Origin of the sequence: Amycolatopsis sp. MtRt-6, from assembly GCF_017308975.1 — a bacterium.
Classification (GTDB): Bacteria; Actinomycetota; Actinomycetes; order Mycobacteriales; family Pseudonocardiaceae; genus Amycolatopsis.
Map to the genome: position 1 here is coordinate 1 of NZ_JADWPD010000042.1, position 20,590 is coordinate 20,590.

Here is a 20,590-nt window from a genome sequence, read left to right on the forward strand (position 1 = left end):
CGGGGCAGTCGCGGGTGGTGCGGACGTCTTTGTGCCAGCCGTGGAAGCCTTTGTCTCCGGCCGGGGTCAGGCCGTGGTGGTGCAGGTGCTGGCGGATCCGTAGCCGGCGGGCGGCGGTGATGTCGGCGGTCCGGCCCGGCAGTGCCGCTGAGACCCACAGCAGCCGGCCGGTCTCGTCGGTGAGGGCGAGCACGACCAGGCCGTGGTGTTTGTGTTTGCCGTTGTAGTGGGCCCGGTTGTGCTTGCCGGTGCGGCGGCGGGTCCGGATCAAGGTGCCGTCCACCAGCACCACCTGCGCGCCTTGGGTGGCCTGGCGACGCAAGACCCGGTTCAGGCGGGTGGCACGGGCGGCGAGCAGGCTGATGGCTTCCAGCACCCACCGGCGGACCGTGGCGGCGGAGACACCCATCCCGGCCCCGAGGTGGGCCAGGCGCGGGTCATGGCGCAGCACGGCCAGGACCACCAGGGCCTGCCGGGCGGGGGTGGCTTTGCACCAGCGGGACCGCAACCGCGCCCGGTGGGCACGGATCAGCCCGGCCAGCATCTGCAGGGTCGCCTGCGAGATCGGAAGGACAACCTGGTAGGAAAGAGGCTCGAAGCCCTCGGCGGGTGGTTGACTCACATCTCGATCCTGCCGAGGGCTTCACCCATCTCCAGATCCGCCACGCTGGTCCCGGCACCACTTCCTGCCACCACAGGCAACCACCACCAACCCAACACCCCCGACCAGCCACAACCACGATGAAACAACCCCAATGTGGCCTTCGGTGCGTTGAACGCACCCAATGTGGCCTTCGGTGCGTTGAGCGCAACCAAGGCCACATTGGGGCGCAAGCGGGTCAGCCGAGCGGGCAGGTGCGGGCCAGCTCCGCCGGGGTCGCCCCGGCGGGGCGGGCGATCGTCGCCGAGGCGGGTGGGCGCACGCCGCGCAGCCAGCCGCCGAGCGCGTCGAACGCCGTCCGGAAGCACGGGCCGAGCGGGCGCAGCCGGTCCGGGAAGGCGTCGACGAGCCCGTCGACGTGGTTGCCGCCCTCGATCCGGTAGTACCGGTGCAGTGCCCCGCGCCCGGCGCCGGTGATCATCCGGTCGTAGACGTCGGAGTCGCGCGTGATCGGCAGCAGCGTGTCGAGGGTGCCGTGCAGCGTCAGCAGCGGCTTGCCGATCCGCCCGGTCAGCGAGACCCGCTCCACCGCCCGCGCCACCGACGGCGGCCGGGACGCATACGCGTAGTCGGCGTCACAGGCAGGCGTTCCCGAAGCGCAGAACGGGGTCCCGGCCGCCAGGGCGCCGTCGAACGACGGGTCGACCTCTTCGCGGTAGATCCGCTGGGTCAGGTCCCAGTAGACGCGGTAGTGGTAGTCCCACAGGAACTCCGACCCCGGCGCGAATCCGGCGTCCAAAATGGACTGGTGCGCCGCCGCCGACCCCGCCGCGTACGCCGGGTACGCGCGCAGCGCCGGCGGCAGGAACGTGAGCAGGTTCGGCCCGTCGGCCCGCCACAGCGTCCCCTCCCAGTCGACACCGCCGTCGTAGAGCCACGGCCGGTTCTCCAGCTGCCACCGCACGAGGTACCCGCCGTTCGACAGCCCGGCGGCGAGGGTCTTCGCGACCGGACGGCCGTAGTGCCGGGCCGCGGCGGCACGGGCGGCGAGCGTCAGCTGCGTGACGCGCGAGTTCCACTCCGCGAGCGCGTCCCCGGGCCGGACGCCGTCGGTGAAGAACCCCGCGCCGGTGTTGCCCTTGTCGGTGGCGGCGAACGCGTAGCCCTCCGCGAGTGCCTGGTCGCCGATGGCGCGGTCGTTCGCGTACTGACGCCGGACGCCGGGCGAGCCGGAGACGACCAGGCCGCCGTTCCACCGGTCCGGCAGGCGCAGCACGAACTGCGCGTCGTGGTTCCAGCCGTGGTTGGTGTTCCCCGTCGAGGAGTCCGGGAAGTACCCGTCGACCTGGACGCCGGGCACCGCGCCGAACGTCGGCAGCCCGGCCGACGTCAGGCCCGCCCAGTCGGCCTCGACGGTGTGCCCGGACGCGAGCGTGCCGGTCGTCGTCAGGTCGGCCAGGCACACGGCCACGGACCTCTCCGCGCCGGGCACGTTCGCAGCACAACGCCCGGCCGACGCCGACGCCGGCGCGGGCAGCGCCACCGCGAGCGCGCCCGCCAGAACCCCAGCCAGCCAACCCCGCACGGTCCACCTCCACGTCGTCCGATGTCCGATGTCCGAAGCCAACCGCGCGCGGCACCCGCGAGCCATCCCGCCGGCCACCATGAATCGGCGGACCGTTGTGGTGGACGGCCACATGGTCCGAACCGCGAGGCCGCTTTAGCGTCGCTCGGGACCCTCTCAACGACGAGAAGGAACCCACCATGCGCAAGCTCGCCTTCGCGGGACTCGCCGCGATCACCGCCGCCGTGCTCACCACAGTCGGGGTGGCCGCCGCCGATCCGCCGCCGTCGTCCCTCGTGCAGGTCTCCTCCTTCGGCGCCAATCCCGGCGCGCTGGCGATGTACACCTACACCCCGGCCGGGCTCGGGACCGGCCGTCCGGTGGTCGTCGCGCTGCACGGCTGCACGCAGAGTGCCGCGGACTACTACGCCCACTCCGGCTGGCCCGAGCTGGCCGACCGCTGGCGGTTCGCGGTCGTGTTCCCGCAGCAGTCGACCGCAAACAACTCGCTGAAGTGCTTCAACTGGTTTTCCACCGCCGACGACACGCGCGGCAACGGCGAAGCCGCGTCGATCAGGTCCATGGTGGACAAGGCGGTCGCCGACCACGGCTCGGACCGGTCCCGGGTCTTCGTCACCGGCTTGTCGGCCGGCGGCGGGATGACCGCCAACCTGCTCGCCGCGTACCCGGACGTCTTCGCCGCGGGCGGGATCAACGCCGGGCTGCCCGCCCAGTGCGCGACGAGCGTCGTCGAAGCGACGAACTGCCAGCAGAACGACCAGCGCCTGACGCCGGCGCAGTGGGCGGCGAAGGTCAAGGCGCAGTACCCCGGCTACGGCGGGCCGTGGCCGCGCGTCGCGATCTGGCAGGGCACCGCCGACTACACCGTCTACCCGGTCAACGGCACCGAGCTGCGCGACCAGTGGACCGCGGTGCACGGCGTCTCCCAGACCCCGACGAGCACGCAGTCCCTGCCCGGCGGCACGACGCTGACGAACTACGGCGGCAAGGTCCAGCTGTACTCGATCGCGGGCATGGGCCACGGCACCGCGGTCGACCCGGGCACCGGCCCGGCGCAGTGCGGCAGCACCGGCGCGTACTTCCTCGCCGGGATCTGTTCCAGCTACCACACCGGCGTGTTCTTCGGACTGGACAACGGTTCCGGCACCACTCCGACGACGACCATCACCACCACCAGCTCTCAGTCCGGAACCTGCGTGAGCGCCAGCAACTACGCCCACACGCAGGCCGGGCGGGCGCACCAGAGCGGCGGGCAGACGTACGCGAACGGTTCGAACCAGGCCATGGGGCTGTGGAACACCTTCACCGTCCACGCGCTGCGGGAGACGTCCCCGGGATACTGGGTGCTCGCCGACGGTGAGTGCTGATCCGGGGCTAGAGGAAGATCGGCATCGGGTTGAGGTCTTCGTAGGCGGTCGGCTCGGCCAGGCGGCCGAGCCGCACCGGCACGTCGTAGAGCCGGCCGGGCGCGAACCGTGCCCAGAACCCGCGCAGGCCCGGGACGATCACCTTGACCACGGGCAGGCCGATGTCCGGCCGCGTCTGGTCGAGCACGAACACCTCGAGCCCGGCGGCTTCGAGCCTGTCCCGCACCAGCCGCACGTCGGCCAGCAGGTCCGGCGACGAGGCGTCCTCGAACCGGGCCGTCCCGAGTGCCGGGTCGGGCAGGAGGTACGGCTGGCCGGCCACGGTCGCGTCCCGCAGCCACCGCACCGCGTCCGGGTCGTCGCCACCGTCCCACCCGTCGAGGAGCGCCGGCATCATCTGGTTGAGCTCGGTCAGCGCGCGCCGGACGGCGACGGCCGGGTCGAGGTGGGCGCCGAACCCCAGCATGATCGCCTCGCGCGGCCCGCCGGTGTGCCGGGACACCGCGGTGCACACCGGCACGCCGAGGTCGGAGGTGACGTCGAGGACCCAGACCTCGCGGCCGAGACCCGCGTACACCTCGCGCAACTGGGCGATCCAGGGGTCGCCGAACGCGTCGAGGTCGACCGCCGGCTGCCGGGTGCGGTTGTACCACCACAGCGCGACGGCGTCGCGTTCCACGACCTCGAGCATCCCTTGCAGGGCGGCGTCTTCCAGGGTGCCGCCGGCGGCGTTGCCGTTGGAGTCGGCACGCAGGGACGACGGCCCCGGTGCGCCGAAGTAGAGCATGGCGGTCGGGAAGAGCCGGTGCTCGCCGCGGGTGAGCGACCACACCGGCGTCCAGTCCAGCACGGCGTCGTCGTCGAACGGCTCGCCGACGAACTGGAACGGCCCGTGGCCGGCGTTGCCGCGCGCCCGGTCGGCGAACTGGCGTTCGTGGAACAGCTGGCAGGTGTCGGGGTGTACGGCCTTGTCGCCCAGTGCGGAGAAGCTGGCCCGCACCCGTTCTTCGTCGCCGTCGTGGTGGCCGCTGTGCCGTTCGAGGGCTTCGCAGAGCGCCCCGACCTCGGCCTGTAGCGGCGTGACGCCCTTGCCGCCGTTCTGGCTGCGCAACGCCGAGGTCAGCCGCTCGGCCCCACGCCGGCCCAGCGCGATGTTCGGCCCGGAGCGGAACGAAGCGAACAGCGCCGGGCCGCGCGTGTCCCGGCGCAGCTCCTTGACGACGCCGGTCAGCGGGCTGACGAGGTGCCGGTAGGTGCCGAGCACCTGCTCGGGGGCCAGCGCGCGGTGCCCGCCGCCGTCGGTGCGGGACTTCGGCCGGGACTCGAACACGACGGGCCGCCGGGTCCGTTCCCGCACCAGGTCCGGGTTCCCGCACGACGGGCACTGCGGCCGGGCCCGCACCTCGTGCCGTTCGCCGGTCAGGTCGCGGCTGTCGAACGTCCAGAGGGCCCGCTGACCCGCGTACCGCTGCCCGGCCAGCCACTTGACGGCTTCGAGGGCGACCAGGTTGAGCGCGACGGCGGTCAGCGGAGCGAGCGTGACTTCCGGGCGCGGCAGGGGGCCGGGCAGGCCGAGCGCGGCGCGGACGTGGGCCTCGGCGGGCCGGTTGCCCCACAGCCGGGCGGCCAGGCAGTGCCGGCACGGGCCGTCGCCGGGGGTGAAGAACGGCCCGATCCACGGACGCGCCCCGAGTGGCTTGGCGAGCAGCCACGGCCGGCCGGACGCGCGGTGCCGAGCGTCTACTTCGGACAGTGACTCGTCGAGGTAGTCGTGGCACAGCACCACGGAAAGGCCGGCGTCGTCGGCCAAGGTGAGGCCGGCCGCGCACAGGGCGTCTGCGGCCGCGGAATCCCCGCCGATCAAGGCAACGCGGCCGCTGGCCGCTTCGCCGCCCACGGCGTCCCAGTAGGCCGACTCGGGGGTGGAAGCGGCCGGACGCAGGCCGATCAGCCCGGCTTCGGCGAGCCGGGTGAGCACCCCGGCGGCCTCGTCGGCCGGGACGCCGGCGGGCAGGTCACGGCGCAGGGCCGCGAAGTCCCTGGTGCCGTCCAGCAACGGGACCAGGGACTCCAGGTGCGGCCCGCGCAGTGCCGTCGCACCGTCTTCGGACAGCACGTAAACCGCGTCGCCTGGCACCACGGCGGTCCGGAGGTGCCGCTTGAACCCGACGACGAGCGGAGGAGGTTCGGTCACCCGGCGGCCGCGGCCACCGGTTCGGCCACCTCGGCCAGGCAGAGCCGGACCGGCTCATCGGCCAGGCACGGGCTGACCGACCCGAGCACCGGCTCGGCCCGGCAGATGGTCGCGACAACCGGCTCGGCCCGGCAGATGGTCCCGCCCGCCAGCTCGGCCCGGCAAAGGGTCGCGACCGCCGGCTCGCCCCGGCAGATGGTCGCGACCGCCGGCTCGGCCCGGCAAAGGTTCGCGCCCACCGACTCGGCCACGGTGTGCCCGCAGGCCGGCACCGGGCCGGCTGCGATCGTCCGGCCGTCGAGCCGGTCGATCGCCAGCCCGGGCACTTCGGCCGGCCCCACCTCGAACGCTGCCGCGAGCGCGCTGGCGAATTCCATCACGGGACCCCCTCGACGCCGGTTTCCGTCAACTCCCACCGTGCCCGCTGCGGCCGGGTTCCGCTAGGGCCGGGCGGCGGACACCGGGACGGCCGAGCGGCTCAACGGCGGCGCCGGCCGAGCCTGCGGGGCGCCCCCCGATTTCCACGCTACCGCACAGCACCGACAAAAAACGGGCTCACCGCGGTGAAGCCAGCCGCAGCAAGCGCAACGCCAGCTGGATCTCCAACGCCCGATCGGGCGCCTGCCAGTCCTCCCCCAGCAGCGACGCCACCCGCTCCAGCCGCTGCACCACCGTGTTCACGTGCACGTGCAGCACGTCCTTCGTCCGCGCCAGCTGCGAGCCGTTCGCGAAGTACGCGCGCAGCGTCGCGACCAGCTCCGTTCCGCGGCGCTCGTCGTAGTCCAGGACCGGGCCCAGCGTCTGGCGGACGAACGCGTCGAGGTCCGCGCGGTCCCCCAGCAGCTGGCCGAGGAACCCCAGCCCCGCCATCGCCGCGCCTTCGCCCGCGCGGCCGAGCGCCAGCAGCGCCCGGACGCAGCGAGCCGCCTCCGCGTGCGCGTCCGCGATGGCCGCCGGGCCGCTCGCCGGGCCCGCCGCGCCCACCGTGACCGGGCGGCCCGTCGCCGAGCCGAGGTCGGCCGCCACGCGGCGGGCCAGCTCGTCCGGGTCGCCCGCCGCGAGCAGCACGACCTCCTCCGCGTGCACCCCGACCAGCGTCGCGTGCCGGGCCGCCGCGCTCGCCACGCGCCGCCGCGAACCGCCGTCCGCGTGGGCGACCAGGACGGCGTGCGGGGCCGACAGGTCGATGCCCAGCCGGCGGCCGCGGGCCAGCAGCGCGCGGGGGTTGCGACCGGGCGCGGTGAGCAGGTCGGTCAGCAGCTCGCCGCGGACCTCGTCCTCCGCGCGCACCACCGACCGCCGCAGCATCAGCAGCAACGCCGTCACGACGCCGGCGCGTTCGAACAACCGCCGGTCGGGGTCGGGGAGCCCGGGCCGGCCGGCCAGCACCAGGCTGCCGAGCAGCTCGGGCCCCGCCTGCACCGCGCACACCCAGTTGTCCTTTGTGGACACCGCGCGGCCGCTCGTGCGGGCGGCGGCGAGTGCCTCCGGGTCGAGCGCCACCGGCTCCGCCGAGTTCGCCAGGAGCGTGCCGTCGGCGTCGTAGACCGTGAGATCGCCGTGCAGCACACCGGCGACCGCGGCGGCGACGTCCGGCAGGTCTCCCCCGCGCAGCACCAGGTCGGTCAGCCGGTCGTGCGCGTCCTCGGCGCGTTCCATCGTCGCGTTGGCCTCGTTGAGCTCGGCGACCGCGCGGCGGGTCTGGTCGAGGAGGTTCGCGCTGTCCAGGGCGATCGCCGCGTGGTCGGCGAGCGACGACAGCAGCGCCACCTCGTCGGCGGAGAACTCCCGGGTGGCGCGGTCGGACGCGAACAGCACGCCGAGCACCTTCGGCCCGATGGCCAGCGGGACGCCGAGGATCGCGGTCAGGCCTTCGTCTTCGACACCGGAGTCGATGTGCCGGGTGTGCTTGAACCGGTCGTCGTTGAAGTAGTCCGACGTCGCGTACGGCCGCGCGGTCTGCGCCACCAGCCCGCCGAGGCCCTCCCCCATGCCCAGCACGATCTGCTGGAACTCCGCCGACACCGACCCGTCGCTGACCCGGATGTAGGTCTTGCCCTCGGCTTCGTTGTTGAGGCTGAGGTAGGAGACGTCGACGCCGAGCAGCGCCCGCGCCCGCCGGACGATCGAGCGCAGCACGGTGTCCGGATCGGACAGTGCGGCGAGCTCGCTCGCGGTCTCGAACAACGCGGTGAGCTGGGCCTCGCGCCGCCGGTGCTCGGCCAGCGTCTCGCGGATCCGCAGGGCCAGCTCGCCCGCGCTGGCCAGCGCGGCCAGGTCGGCCGCGTCGAGGGCGCCTTCGGCGCGGGCGGCCACGACGACGTGCGCCAGCTGCTCGGTGCTCGCCCCGGAGGCGAGCAGGTCGAGCAGCCGGCGCAGTGCGTCCGAGGGTGCGGTCACGACGGTCATGCTAGGAGGAAACGGCCGCCTTCTCCGCCTCGACGTCGTCGTGCAGCGATTCGCCGCGGGTCTCGCGGGCGGCGAGCAGCGCGATCACCGTGATCAGGCACATCGCCGCGACGTACAGCGACACCGGCACGGTGCTGCCCCAAGCCGAGAACAGCGCGACGGCGATCAGCGGCGCGACGGCCCCGGCGGCGATCGACGACAGCTGCCCGCCGACCGAAAGGCCGGTGTAGCGCACCCGCGTCGGGAACTGCTCGGCGAAGAACGCGGCCTGCGGGCCGTACATCGCGCCGTGCAGCACCAGCCCGACGGTGGCGGCCAGCACGATCACCGCCGACGACTTCGTGTCGAGCAGCGCGAAGAACGCGAAGCCCCACACGGCCATCCCGATCGCGCCGAACAGGTAGACCGGACGGCGGCCGACGCGGTCGGACAGCGCGCCCCACACCGGGATCGTCACGAAGTGCACGGCCGAGCCGATGAGCACCGCGCTCAGGCCGACGCCCTTCGGCAGGTGCAGCCCGGTCGTGACGTACACGAGGATGAACGCGGTGATCACGTAGTACGAGACGTTCTCGGCCATCCGCGCGCCGATGGTGATCAGCACCTGGCGCCAGCTGCGGCGGAAGACGTCGACGACCGGCACGTGCTTTTCGGCACGGGCTTCGGCCTGGCGCTGGGCGGCGAGGAACACCGGGGATTCGGCGACGGCCAGCCGGATCCACAGGCCGATCAGCAGCAGCACACCCGAGAGGAGGAAGGGAACGCGCCAGCCCCAGGACATGAAGGTCGCGTCGGACTGCGTCGCGGACAGGAGCGCCAGGACGGCGGTGGCGAGCAGGTTGCCGCCGGGCGCGCCGCACTGCGGCCAGCTCGCCCAGAAGCCGCGGCGCCGGTCGTCGCCGTGTTCGGAGACGATCAGGACGGCCCCGCCCCACTCGCCGCCGAGCGCGAAGCCCTGGACGAGCCGGAGCAGCGTGAGCAGCAACGGCGCCACGACGCCCGCGGTGGCGTACGTCGGCAGGACGCCCATCAGGCAGGTCGAGCCACCCATCAGGACGAGACTGAAGATCAGCAGCTTCTTGCGGCCGAGCCGGTCGCCGAAGTGACCGAAGACCAGGCCGCCGATCGGGCGGGCCAGGAACCCCACGGCGTAGGTCAGGAACGCCAGCAGCGTGCCGGTGAGCGGGCTCGCCGTCGGGAAGAACAGCTTGTTGAAGACGAGGGCGGCGGCCGAGGTGTAGAGGAAGAAGTCGTACCACTCGATGGTGGTGCCGATCAGGCTCGCGCCGACGATCTTGGCGATCGCCGACCGGTGGGGTTGGCTCACTGCGGGCTCCACTTCCTTGTGGTTGTGCGGCGGTGGGGTTACGCGGCGGTCCAGCCGCCGTCGAGGGGGATTGAGGCCCCGGTGATGTGACCGGCGTGCGGCGAGCACAGCCACACCACCAGGGAAGCGACGTCCTCGGGCTCGATGAGCTTCTTGATGGCGGCACGCTTGAGGAGCACCTCGGCGACGACGTCCTCCCGCGGGATGTCGTGCTCGGCGGCCTGGGCGTCGATCTGGCCGTCGACGAGCGGCGTGCGGACGTACCCGGGGTTCACGCAGTTGCTGGTGACGCCGTGTTCGGCACCTTCGAGCGCGGCGACCTTCGAGAGGCCTTCGAGCCCGTGCTTGGCGGCCACGTAGGCGGACTTGTAGGCGGAGGCCCGCAGCCCGTGGACGCTCGACATGTTGACGATCCGGCCCCACCCGCGCGCGTACATCGACGGAAGCACGCGGCGGATGAGCAGGTAGGGAGCGGTCACCATCAGGCTCTGGATGTGCGTGAACCGATCGGGCGGGAAGTCCTGGATCGGCGCGACGTGCTGGACGCCGGCGTTGTTGACCAGGACGTCGACCTCGGCGGGCAGCCCGTCGATCGAGGCGGGGTCGCTGAGGTCGGCGGCGTGCGCCCACCCCCCGACCTCGGTGGCGGCGGCTTCGGCCCGGTCGAGGTCCAAGTCGACGACGTGCACCTTGGCCCCGGCCGCGGCGAGCGCGCGGACGCAGGCGAGGCCGATGCCGCTCGCCCCGCCGGTGACGAGGGCGGTGCGCCCGTCCAGATCGCTGGTCATGGACGGGAACGGTAAGCGTGACCCCCGTCGCTCACCATGTGCGCACCAGCTATACCTCGGGAAGATCCAGTGGTGCCGGACCACATGTCATGAGCGTTCCGCCAGCATCGCCAGGTAATGCGCGTTCGTCATGATGCCCAGGACGTTCCCGAACGGGTCGACCACGGACGCCGTCACGAACCCCGGCCCGCGTTCGATGATCGGCTCGTACTCCGTCGCCCCCAGCTCCAGCAGGCGCGCGAACGTCGCTTCGAGGTCGTCGACGTGCCAGCGGACGACCTCACCGCCCGGCTCGGTGTGCGTGAAGGGGGCGTGCTTGCGGTCGATGACGCCGAATTCGTGCTGGTAGTCGCCGATCCGGAACTCGAAGTACCCCGGGACCTCGAAGTACGGCTCGACCCCGAGGAACTCGGTGTACCAGGCCTTCGCGGCCTGGTGGTCTTCGGCGTAGTAGGTGACGGTGGCCATCCCTCGCAGCATGTCCTGCTCCTCTCAACGGTGTGGAGCCATCATGCGGGGTCAAAGTGCTCACCAAGTGAGCACTTTGGCGAGCGTCTTCCCTGACATTCTTTTGCGGCGGCAATGCTATTGTTCCCAGATGCCGAGAACCGATCCGGCGCGGGTCTTCGTGTCGTACACACACGATTCACCGGAGCACAAAGATCAAGTGCTCGCGTTCAGCGAGTTCCTCGCGCGGAACGGCCTCGACGTGACACTGGACCAGTGGAACCTGGCCCATCGCCAGGACTGGTACACGTGGGCCATCGCGAGCATCGAAAAAGCCGATCACGTCATTGTCGTCGCCTCGGCGCGGTACCGCGAAGTCGCGGACGGCTACGCATCGCCGGAAAGCAACCGCGGCCTGCAATCCGAAGCCGCGTTGCTGCGCGAGAAACTGCACAGCGACCGGCCGGCGTGGACTCGCAAGATCCTTCCGGTGGTCCTGCCGGGCCACACACCGGCGGAAATCCCGGCATTCCTGCAGCCGCAGACCGCCGACCACTACCTCGTCGCCGAATTCACCGTCGCGGGCTGCGAAGCCCTGCTCCGCGTGCTCACGGCCCAGCCGCCCCACGTCAAGCCGGCACCGGGCGCGCGTCAGCCGCACCTGCCACCGCGGCCGGCGAGCCCGGCCCCGCTACGGCAGAAGATCGTTTCCCGCGGCGGCGGCATCACGATCGTCAACCAGGGCGGCGACCAGAACGTCTCGATGTGACGGGCCTGCCGGTGGCGCACACCACCGGCAGGCCGTCCCCGGCCAGCGCCTGTATCGAAGTTGTGTCGAGCTGGTGTGGTCTGGTGTGCTCGTGGGTGTAGGCCCGTAGCCGTGGGGCTGCGGGCCTGTCCCGTGGTCAGGCTGTGAATGGGAGTGGTTCGTGCAGGTTGTTCCGCCGGGGTCTTCGGCGACGGTCGATGAACACCGGTGGCAGGAACTCCGGCAGGCCGTCGGCGGCCATGCGGACTTCCCAGCCTGAGCGGTGCAATAGCCGGTGGTGATGAGCACACATCAGCACCAGGTTGGTGAGATCAGTGGAGCCGCCATCTGCCCAGTGCCGGATGTGGTGGCCTTGACAGTGCCGGGGTGGCCGATGACAGCCGGGGAACGCGCACCCCCGGTCCCGGAGGAACAACGCTCGGCGCAGCCCGGCGGAGATCAACCGGCGGAGGCGACCGAGATTCAGCGGTTCGCTCTTGTCGCCCAGCACCGCCGGGATGATCATGGCGTCGCAGGCATGCACCCGGGCTTCGGCCGCGGTCATCGTCCCGGTATCGCCAAGGGTCGCCTTGCCAACACCGGATTTCAGGTCGTCTAGAGACACGGCGACCATGACGTGGGCTCGTTCCCCGGCCTGCATCGGCAACTCCGGAGAATTCAGAGCCAGGTCGACGGCATCGGAGAAAGCATCCCCGTAACGCTGCGGGGTGGTGCGGAAGTCGGGACCCTCGTCGCCGGTGCGGCGTTCGGCCAGGGCGTCGAGGAGGGCGTGGGCGCGGGTGCCGGTTTCGTCGTCGAACCGGCCGCTGAGTTCCCAGATGCCGGTTCTTTTGTGGCGGAGGAACAGTTCCCGGGTGGGGGCGGTGGGTTCGGTGTCGTCGGGTGCGGGGCCGTCGGGGACGAGGTGGGCGAGGATGCGGGCGCCGAGGGCGGCGACCTGTTTGTGCCCGGCCTCTTCGGCGAAGGCCAGCAGGTTGGTCTCGGCGCTCACGCAGTGCTCGGGCGGAACCTGGGCCAGCACGTTGGTGATCACGTCGATCATCGGGTTGCTCAACCGCCCCGCCCGAGCCGCAACACCAGTGGCGGGAGCCAAGGCAGGAATCGGGGAGCCGTCGAGGTTGCGGCCCGGATTCACCAAGCGGGCGCGTTTGATCAGCCGTTCCGTAGCCGGCTTCGGCTCATCGGCGAGGTGCTCCATAAGCCGGGCTGCGGAGCGGTAGCCGAACAGCTCCATCACACCCCGCTGCTCGATTTCCACCAGCACCGCACCAAGTTCCGCTTCGGCGGACCGCATGCGCGCGACCAACTCGCCGATGCGGTCGGCGAATGCCACCGCGTCGGGCGAGGGGATCACGTTGCTAGTCATACCTCCAAGCTACCGGCCATCGAACACAGGGTCATCACTCGATGCGGTGGGAACAAAAGGTAAAGCCGCTGTCCGCACCCCAGAACACCGAAAAGTCCGGCAGGGCAACCGAAGCGTGGGGAATCGGCGCTAGCGACCCACGACGTGACGCAACCCCGTGGAGCGCCGATTTCCCACGCCACGGCGAAGCCGTGCATGAAACCCAGCCCGAGACGGCTTCGATACAGGTCTCAGGCCGAGGCGTGCCGCGCCCGGACCATCTTCTTGATGATGGTGAGCGCGCGTTCGTTGTTGAGCCAGGCGATTTCGTTGTCGGCGCCGAGCGTCTCGCCGAAGCCGGTGTTCAGGTTGACCCGCTGGCCGTTGACGATCGAGATGGTGAACTCCTGGGCGTAGGGGATGTCGGCGTACTTCTCTTTCTCGCCGTCGACGTCGTGCTCGAACAGCTCGTCGACCTTGCGGAACAGCGCGGTGATCGAGGCGGGCATGGGGATCCGGTCGGTGGAGACGCCCACGATGTCGCGGTAGTGCCACTCGGTGAGCTGCTCGTAGACGGGCTCGCCGGTGTGGAAGTCGAGGGCGCACCGGTAGAGGCTGATCAGGTCGTTGGTCAGGAACATGATCAGCACGTCGTAGTGGTTCGCGCGCCACCGATGGTCGTCGCCGCGCCGGACGCGCAGCGAGTCCACAATGGCCCCCGCGGGCGAGGGCACGCCGACCACGGCCTGGATCGGGTAGACGAGGTCGCCGCCCTCGTGCTTGGTCGTCGCCACCAGCCGGACCTGACGGCTCGCCTTGAGCTGCAGCGCGGCGATGTCCTGCTGCAGCCAGGCGTCCATCTGCGCGTCGCTCGGCTTCGGTTCCGCGGCCGCGTACCGCTCCAGGTAGGTGCGGTACTGCCGCACCTTCTGCCAGCCCCACTTCCCGGCGAAGTAGGCGATGGCGAGCGGCAGGAGACTGCGGATGTCGTGCGCCCACGCGGCGAAGGCCACGCAGAGCGCCGTGACGGCGAGCGCGATCGCCCCGGGTGCCGGACTGCGGTGGCGCGGCGTGCGCACGAAGTAGCGCCGGACCGCGTCCCCGCGACCCGGGTCGAAGTCGCGGACCACGGGTGCCTGCTCGGGTTCCGCCGCCGCGACCATGCCGAGTTCGCCGGCCCGCGCCTGCAGGAGCTTGAAGGTCCGGCCCTGCGCCCGCCTCACATGCGTCACCAGCGGCTCGAGCTGCGTGGGCTGCAGCTGCCCGATGCTCGCGGCCAGGTCGCCCGCCGCCGGCGGCTTGGGCTGCATGCCGATCGCCGTGTAGTAGTCGTCCTTCACCAGTGCCCACAACACGTTGGCCTGGTGCGTCACCACGACGTCGCCGTAGCCGATGGCCTGCTCGACGTGGGCTTCGACGCGGTCGATCTGCTCGGGCGAGCGATCATTGGGCGGGCGGCCGTCCAGCATGGCCAGCGCCGCGCAGAAGTGCCCGGTCGCGAGGTCCCGCTGCGCCTCGGGCATCTTCTGGGCGCCGATCTTCCGGGCGTCGCTGAGGAATTCTTCGAACTCGGCGACCGCCTTGGCGTACATGCGGCCCTTGAGGGCCATCAGGCCGTTCTGGAGATGGTCCTTGACCGACTCCGTGTATATGGTCTGGTCACCGCCTTGATTGGCGTACACCGTCCCACCGTCGCTGTTGTGGACGCTCTGCCGGGAATGGGGGTCGTTCGTCACCGATTTTCCTTTGGTTCGTGCGAATACCCCGTGGCGGGGGGTCACACGGGCGGCCCAGCCTAGGCCGGAGACCCGCCGATTTCCGCAATTGACCCGGTACTGACAACAAATTGTCAGGTCCGGCGGAAACGAGCGGCGCGGACGCGAGGTGCGACACTGCGTCCATGCGCGCCGACCGCCTCGTGGCCACCCTGCTGTTGATGCAGACCCGCGGCCGCGTCACGGCCGCCGAGCTGGCGGCGGAGCTGGAGATCTCGGTGGCGACGGCCCGCCGCGACCTCGAAGCCCTCTCGTCGGCGGGCGTGCCGGTCTACCCGCAGCCGGGCCGCGGCGGTGGCTGGCAGCTCGTCGGCGGCGCCCGCACCGACCTCTCGGGCTTGAGCGCGAGCGAGGCGCAGGCGCTGTTCCTGCTGGCCGGGCCGGCGGCGGCGGGCGCTCCGGAGGTCAAGTCGGCGCTGCGGAAGCTGATGGGAGCGTTGCCGGGCACGTTCCGCGCGGACGCCGAGGCGGCGGCGGACGCGATCGTGGTCGACCAGGCGGGCTGGGGCGAGCGCCCGAAGGAGCGGCCGCCGATGGTCGCGCGGCTGCAGGACGCCGTCATCGGCCGCCGCCGCGTCCGCCTGACGTACGCCGGGCGCGAGAAGTCGTCGCGGCTGGTCGACCCGTGGGGCCTGGTCGACAAGGACGAGGTCTGGTACCTGGTCGCGGGGACGAAGAAGGGCCGCCGCACGTTCCGCGTCGACCGGATCATCGCCGCGGAAGTGACCGACGAGCCCGCGGACCGCCCGTCGGACCTGGAGCTGGCTGAGGTGTGGCGGGAAGTCGTCGAGGAGGTGGAGAAGCGCCGTTCGCTGCTGAGTGCGGACGTGGTCCTCGACCGGCGGCACTTCGGGGTGCTGCAGGGCCGCTTCGGGCGGCACTGCGAGCTGGTCGCGGAGCTGCCCGGGGAGCGGGTCCGCGCCCGGGTCGCCGCGCCGGCGCCGGTGATGATCGCACAGGAACTGGCGGGGTGGGGCGCGCTCGTGGAGGTGGAGGGACCGGAGTCGGTGAAGGCCGAGCTGGCACGGCTCGGCGCGGAGCTCGTCGCCCGCTACGGAAAGTGACCGGCCGTCCGTTGCCCACTCCACGTCCGATGTCGCAAATGTCCGACTCGGCGGCCGCACCCGCCGAAGGTCGCTGGTCCGGACTTCGAACCCCGCTGTCGATCACGTCGAACGATGCGATCGCCGCTATCCTCGGTGAACGCCGTTAATCGGTCTACAATGGACATCCAGAGGCCCACTGCGAGTGTCCGTTACCCGTCGGTATCTGGCCGTTCGGAGTATGCCTGATCACCCGTTTGCTGTTACTGTGACGCCTCCGTGACCTGAACGTGCGTTCGGTGACACATCTCGGTGAGGGCAGACAATGCGTGATGATGTGGTCGAAGCGAGTGCGGTGGTCGGGCACCCGCCGGACGTGGTGTGGCAGATCGTCGGATCGCCGGAGTGGTACTCGCGGTTCGTGCCGGAGATCAGCTGGTGCGAGATCCAGGAGCCGGCCGGGCGCGGGCGCGGCCCGAAGGGCGTGATCCGGATCGTCCCCGCGCGGGGACCGATGTTCGAGACGCAGATGCAGGCCGTCGTCTACCGGCCGGGCGAGCACGTCGTGTGGTGCGGGGTCCCCGACGAGGGCACCTGGGTCTCCCTCGAGCTGAGACCACTGGCCGGCGGCGGGACCGAGCTGTTCGTGCGGATGATGCTGCCGCCGGCGCACGTCGACCTGGTGTCGTCGATCAAGAAGGACGTCCGCGCGCTCGGCCGGCGCCTCGAGCTGCACCTGGCCGGCGAGCACGACCCCGAAGCCGACGGCGAGACCAACAAGGCCACCAAGCTGCGCACCACCAGCATCCTGCTGCGCGCCGGCGTGCTCAGCGCCGGCCGGCCGGACAAGCTCGCGCGCCAGCTGAACTCCCTCGCGCAGTGGGGCGCCACGGTCGCGGGCGGCTACCAGGCCGCCGCGGCCCGCGTCCCGGACGAGCTCGCCCTGCACGACGAGCGCAGCGTCCGCACCTTCCGGCAGGTCCAGGAGCGCAGTGACCGGCTCGCCAACGCGCTCAGCGAACTCGGCGTCGTCGAGCGCGACCGGATCGCGCTGATGTGCCGCAACCACTCCGCGATGATCGAGTCGTTCGTCGCGGCCAGCAAACTCGGCGCCGACGTCATCCTGCTGAACACCGGCCTGTCCGCCGCCTCGGTCAAGGACGTCATCGCCGAGCACCAGCCGTCCGCCGTGCTGGCCGACGACGAGTTCGCGCAGACCATCGCCAACGTGCCGGGCGACTTCGCCCGGATCAGCACCTGGCCGGACGCCGACGCCGGCTACCCCACCGTCGACGAGCTGATCCACGCCGCGCCCGCCGACCGCCCGAAGCCGGTCGAGCGGCCGGGACGGCTGATCGTGCTCACCTCCGGCACCACCGGCACGCCGAAGGGCGCGCGCCGCCCCACGCCGAAGGGGCTGGGGACCGCCGCGGCGATCCTCGACCGGATCCCGCTGCGCGCCGGCGACCGGCTGCTCGTGGCCGCGCCGCTGTTCCACACCTGGGGCCTCGCCGCGATGCAGATCGGCATGGCGCTGCGGTCGTCGCTCGCGCTGATCCGCAAGTTCGACGCCGAAGAGACGTTGCGGACGATCGCCGAGCAGAAGTGCGACGCGCTGTTCGCGGTGCCGATCATGCTGCAGCGCATCATGGACCTGCCGGAACGGGTCCGCGCGCGCTACGACCTGTCGTCGCTGCGGATCGTGGCCAGCAGCGGCTCGGCGTTGTCCGGGTCGTTCGTCACGCAGTTCATGGACACCTTCGGCGACATCCTCTACAACTTCTACGGCTCGACCGAGGTGTCCTGGGCGAGCATCGCCGACCCGGCCGACCTGCGCGCGGCGCCGACGACGGCCGGCCGCTGCCCGCTCGGCACCCGGCTGGCAATCCTGGACGAGGACCGCAAGCCGGTGCCGCCGGGCGGTGAGGGCCAGATCTTCGTCGGCAACGACATGCTGTTCGAGGGCTACACGAGCGGCACCGACCCGGCCCGCGCGGCGGACATGATGGCCAGCGGCGACGTCGGCTACCTCGACGCGGCCGGCCGCCTGTTCGTCACCGGCCGCGCCGACGAGATGATCGTCTCCGGCGGCGAGAACGTGTTCCCGCGCCCGGTCGAGGAGGCACTGGTGGCGCTCCCGGGCGTGCACGACGCGGCGGTGGTCGGCGTGGCGGACGCGGAGTGGGGCCAGCGCCTGGCGGCGTACGTCGTCCCGCGGCGGGGCGCGTCCCTGCACGCGGAGGACATCCGGCAGTACATCCACCACCGCCTGGCCCGGTTCGCGGTGCCGCGGGACGTGTACTTCGTGCCGGACCTGCCGCGGAACGCCACGGGCAAAATCCTCAAGCGCCTCCTGCACGACGACACCTGGCCGGCGACCAGCGAATACTGATCTCAGCCGACCGGCTGCCGCAGCACCGTCCGCAGCTTCGCGGGCTCGACGCGCCGGGGGTCGCCGAGGTACACCTCGTGGTGCAGGCCGGTCGGCTTCAGGCCCCGCTCCGGCAGGAACTCGTCGTGCAGGCGAGCCAGCAGGGGGCCTTCGTCGTCGTAGGGGCCGACGTGGAGCGCCTGCGCGCAGCGGCCTTCGCGCAGCTTCTCCCACCGGACCGGCGCGTCGAGCTTCTTCTTGCGCCGCACCGTTTCCCGGGCTTCCTCGACGGCGTCCGCACCGATCCACGACGGTTGCGCGATGAGCATCGTCCACTGCCAGGAGTCCTTGGCGCGCACGGTGAAGGCGGCGTAGTCCTCCGCCCACCACAGGCCTTCCAGCGGACCCACGACGAAGTCCTCGCCGCGCTGTTTCGCCGCCATCTTGATCGTGTAGGCGAAGGTGTAGAGCGCCTCGACGGCCTTCTGGTAGCTCTCCGCCGTGTTCGGGTTGCCGCGGCCGTCGATCGCGAGGAACTGCTGCGCGGGGACGTCGAGCAGTGCCCAGTCCGGGTTCTTGGGCGCGTAGAGCTGCTTGAGGTCCTTCTTGATGTCGTACGGCATCAGGTCATTCCTTCCAGCCAGCGGGCTTCCGCCTCGAGTTGGGCGAGGGAGTAGTCGAAGATCGCCCGGACGAACGGCGGGGCGTGGTCCTGGGCCGCGGCGGCGCGCCGCACCTCGGCCAGCCGCTCCCCGACCGCTTCCGCGCGCTTGGCCAGCGCGGCCGCGAGCCGTTCGGGTGGGATGGCCGGGCTGTTGGCCAGGCCGACGAGCACGGGCGGGTGCACCGGACGCAGCTCGGCGATGGCGGCTTCGGCGGCGGCCGCGCACGCCTGCCGGCCCGCTTCGGTGGCCGTGAACGTCTTCTTGGCCTTGGGGTGCGCGCGTTCGCCTTCGACCTCGGCGACCAGGCCTTTGTCGCGGAGTTTGCCCAGGACGTAGTAGATCGAGCTGAAGCCGAGCGCCGTCCAGTCGCGCATGCCGCGCTCGGAGACGACCTCGTCCAGCTCGTAGCCGTGCCTCGGCCGCTCGGCGACCAGGCCGAGCACCGTCAGTTCCGCGTCGGTCAGCACCGCCGTACTCTAGCACTAGAATACTCGGCTTCCCGAAATTGTCGGTGGGTGCTGGCATGCTTCAGCGAAGACCGGAAAGCGAGGGGAGAACAGTGGGGGGACAGGTGGTGACGGCAGTGCCGTGGACCGCGGAACGCGTGGCCGGAATGGCGCCGGATCCCGCTTCGGAGAAGGCGGGCCGGGCGCTGGCCGCGCCGGCTCGGTGGTCGGGCGCGGGTGCGTCCGAAGACGCCGTGTGGGGCTTCTGCCAGGGCAGTGGCAAGAAGCCGTACCAGACGTGCGTCGAGCTCGCCGAGCCCGCGTTCCGGTGTTCCTGTCCCAGCCGGAAGTTCCCGTGCAAGCACGCGCTGGGGCTGCTGATGCTGTGGGCGGCCGGGCGGATCGACGCCGCGGAGCCGCCCGAGTGGGTGCACACGTGGCTGGCCGAACGCGCCGACCGCGCCCGGCGGGCGGAGAAGCGCGCCGAGGCGGCGGGGCCGAAGGACGAGGAAGCGGCCGCCCGGCGTGCTTCCGAACGGGCGGCCCGCGTCGAAAGCGGCGTCGCGGAGCTGAAGGTCTGGCTGACCGACCGGATCGGCGCCGGCTTCGCGGGGTTCGAGCGCACCGGCGGCGAAGAGCTGCGCACGGTCGCGGCGCGGATGGTCGACGCGCAGGCGTCCGGCCTCGCGGGCGGCCTCCGCCGGGCGGCGGGGATCGTCGGCCGGCGCGACTGGCCGGAGGCGCTGCTGGCCGAGCTGTCCCAGCTGTACCTGCTCGCCGACGCGGCCACGCGGTTGGCGTCCCTGCCGCCGGCGTTGGCGGAGACGGTCCGCACCCGGCTCGGGTTCTCGGTGGAGACGGCCAAGGTCCTGGAGAGCGGCGAGCGCGTCGCGGACGAGTGGCTGATCACGGGCGCGGCGGACGAGGAGAACGACCGGTTGCTGACCCGCCGCACGTGGTTGCGCGGCCTCGGCACGGGCCGGGACGCGCTGGTGCTGTCGTTCGCGCCACCGGGCCGTCCCCTCGACACGTCGTTGCCACCGGGCCACCGGCTGACGGCGGAGCTGGCGTTCCACCCGGGCGCGGCACCGCTGCGGGCGTTGGTGGCCGAGCGCGGGATCCCGTTGCCGGCCCCGACGGCCGAAGGAGGGTCGATCTCGGCCGCACTGGCGACGTACGCGCGGGCCATGGCGGCGGATCCCTGGCTGGAACGCTGGCCGGTGCTGCTGTCGGGCGTGACCCCCGCCGAGCACGCGGGTGGCTGGTGTCTGTCCGAAAAGGACGGAACGGCGCTGCCACTGGTGCCCTCGGTGTTCCCGTGGTCGTTGCTGGCGTTGTCGGCGGGTCGCCCGCTGACGGTGGCGGCCGAATGGAGCCCGGCGGGGTTGCGGCCGTTGACGTGCTGGCACGAGAACCGGGCGGTGCGGCTGTGAACGTCTTTTCCCCGCACCACATCCG

At 71.8% G+C, this 20,590-nt stretch carries 17 protein-coding genes; 5 read left to right on the forward strand and 12 right to left on the reverse strand.

All coding sequences use genetic code 11. The features are described from left to right. On the reverse strand, positions 1 to 622 hold a 622-nt coding region (locus I4Q55_RS43745), incomplete at its 3' end, for a transposase family protein (protein ID WP_206796626.1). Positions 623 to 839: 217 nt separating this feature from the next. Then, positions 840 to 2,144: a tannase/feruloyl esterase family alpha/beta hydrolase gene (locus I4Q55_RS43750; protein WP_206796739.1), complete on the reverse strand. Its 1,305-nt coding sequence runs from the start codon at positions 2,142 to 2,144 to the stop codon at positions 840 to 842. A gap of 221 nt (positions 2,145 to 2,365) precedes the next feature. Between I4Q55_RS43750 and I4Q55_RS43755 the strand changes: the two genes are divergently transcribed. After that, entirely contained in the window at positions 2,366 to 3,553 is a 1,188-nt protein-coding gene (locus tag I4Q55_RS43755) for a PHB depolymerase family esterase (RefSeq protein ID WP_206796628.1), read from the forward strand. A 7-nt stretch (positions 3,554 to 3,560) separates the two neighbouring features. Here the strand turns inward: I4Q55_RS43755 and I4Q55_RS43760 are convergent, their stop codons facing one another. From I4Q55_RS43760 to I4Q55_RS43785, 6 genes are all read right to left on the reverse strand, one after another. Then, positions 3,561 to 5,747, reverse strand: coding sequence for a TOMM precursor leader peptide-binding protein (locus I4Q55_RS43760; protein ID WP_206796631.1), 2,187 nt, complete (start codon positions 5,745 to 5,747; stop codon positions 3,561 to 3,563). After that, positions 5,744 to 6,124 (reverse strand): hypothetical protein, encoded by a 381-nt coding sequence (locus tag I4Q55_RS43765; protein ID WP_206796633.1) that lies wholly within the window; start codon positions 6,122 to 6,124, stop codon positions 5,744 to 5,746. Before I4Q55_RS43765 ends, I4Q55_RS43760 begins: the two co-directional genes overlap by 4 nt. 178 nt (positions 6,125 to 6,302) lie before the next feature. After that, positions 6,303 to 8,156 (reverse strand): GAF domain-containing protein, encoded by a 1,854-nt coding sequence (locus I4Q55_RS43770; RefSeq protein ID WP_206796635.1) that lies wholly within the window; start codon positions 8,154 to 8,156, stop codon positions 6,303 to 6,305. Position 8,157: 1 nt separating this feature from the next. Beyond that, a complete protein-coding gene (locus I4Q55_RS43775; protein ID WP_206796637.1) occupies positions 8,158 to 9,483 on the reverse strand; it encodes an MFS transporter in 1,326 nt (441 codons plus the stop codon). A gap of 38 nt (positions 9,484 to 9,521) precedes the next feature. Beyond that, entirely contained in the window at positions 9,522 to 10,271 is a 750-nt protein-coding gene (locus tag I4Q55_RS43780; RefSeq protein WP_206796638.1) for a 3-hydroxybutyrate dehydrogenase, read from the reverse strand. A gap of 87 nt (positions 10,272 to 10,358) precedes the next feature. Beyond that, positions 10,359 to 10,751, reverse strand: coding sequence for a VOC family protein (locus I4Q55_RS43785; RefSeq protein WP_206796640.1), 393 nt, complete (start codon positions 10,749 to 10,751; stop codon positions 10,359 to 10,361). Between the two features lie 55 nt (positions 10,752 to 10,806). Between I4Q55_RS43785 and I4Q55_RS43790 the strand changes: the two genes are divergently transcribed. After that, a complete protein-coding gene (locus I4Q55_RS43790) occupies positions 10,807 to 11,487 on the forward strand; it encodes an SEFIR domain-containing protein (protein ID WP_206796641.1) in 681 nt (226 codons plus the stop codon). Between the two features lie 136 nt (positions 11,488 to 11,623). Here I4Q55_RS43790 and I4Q55_RS43795 read toward each other — a convergent pair whose 3' ends face one another. Then, positions 11,624 to 12,853 carry an HNH endonuclease signature motif containing protein gene (locus I4Q55_RS43795; protein WP_206796642.1) on the reverse strand — a complete coding sequence of 410 codons (1,230 nt, stop codon included), beginning with the start codon at positions 12,851 to 12,853 and terminating at the stop codon, positions 11,624 to 11,626. Positions 12,854 to 13,083: 230 nt separating this feature from the next. Further along, positions 13,084 to 14,568 carry a hypothetical protein gene (locus tag I4Q55_RS43800; RefSeq protein WP_206796643.1) on the reverse strand — a complete coding sequence of 495 codons (1,485 nt, stop codon included), beginning with the start codon at positions 14,566 to 14,568 and terminating at the stop codon, positions 13,084 to 13,086. 164 nt (positions 14,569 to 14,732) lie between these two features. Here I4Q55_RS43800 and I4Q55_RS43805 point away from each other — a divergent pair, with 164 nt between their 5' ends. Then, on the forward strand, positions 14,733 to 15,671 hold the full coding sequence (locus I4Q55_RS43805; RefSeq protein WP_206796644.1) for a YafY family protein: 939 nt from the start codon (positions 14,733 to 14,735) through the stop codon (positions 15,669 to 15,671). Positions 15,672 to 15,975: 304 nt separating this feature from the next. Continuing rightward, positions 15,976 to 18,042 carry an AMP-binding protein gene (locus tag I4Q55_RS43810; RefSeq protein WP_206796645.1) on the forward strand — a complete coding sequence of 689 codons (2,067 nt, stop codon included), beginning with the start codon at positions 15,976 to 15,978 and terminating at the stop codon, positions 18,040 to 18,042. 2 nt (positions 18,043 to 18,044) lie between these two features. Here the strand turns inward: I4Q55_RS43810 and I4Q55_RS43815 are convergent, their stop codons facing one another. Together I4Q55_RS43815 and I4Q55_RS43820 are read right to left on the reverse strand one after the other, a co-directional pair. Then, complete coding sequence (locus tag I4Q55_RS43815) at positions 18,045 to 18,644, reverse strand: GyrI-like domain-containing protein (protein WP_206796646.1); 600 nt, start codon at positions 18,642 to 18,644, stop codon at positions 18,045 to 18,047. Continuing rightward, positions 18,644 to 19,153, reverse strand: coding sequence for a PadR family transcriptional regulator (locus tag I4Q55_RS43820; RefSeq protein WP_206796648.1), 510 nt, complete (start codon positions 19,151 to 19,153; stop codon positions 18,644 to 18,646). The genes I4Q55_RS43815 and I4Q55_RS43820 overlap by 1 nt, the downstream gene beginning before the upstream one ends. 104 nt (positions 19,154 to 19,257) lie before the next feature. On the opposite strand from I4Q55_RS43820, the gene I4Q55_RS43825 reads away from it, so the two are divergent. Next, the gene (locus I4Q55_RS43825; RefSeq protein ID WP_206796650.1) at positions 19,258 to 20,565 is read left to right on the forward strand and encodes an SWIM zinc finger family protein; all 1,308 of its coding nucleotides are present in this window, start codon (positions 19,258 to 19,260) and stop codon (positions 20,563 to 20,565) included. Positions 20,566 to 20,590 lie beyond the last annotated feature (25 nt).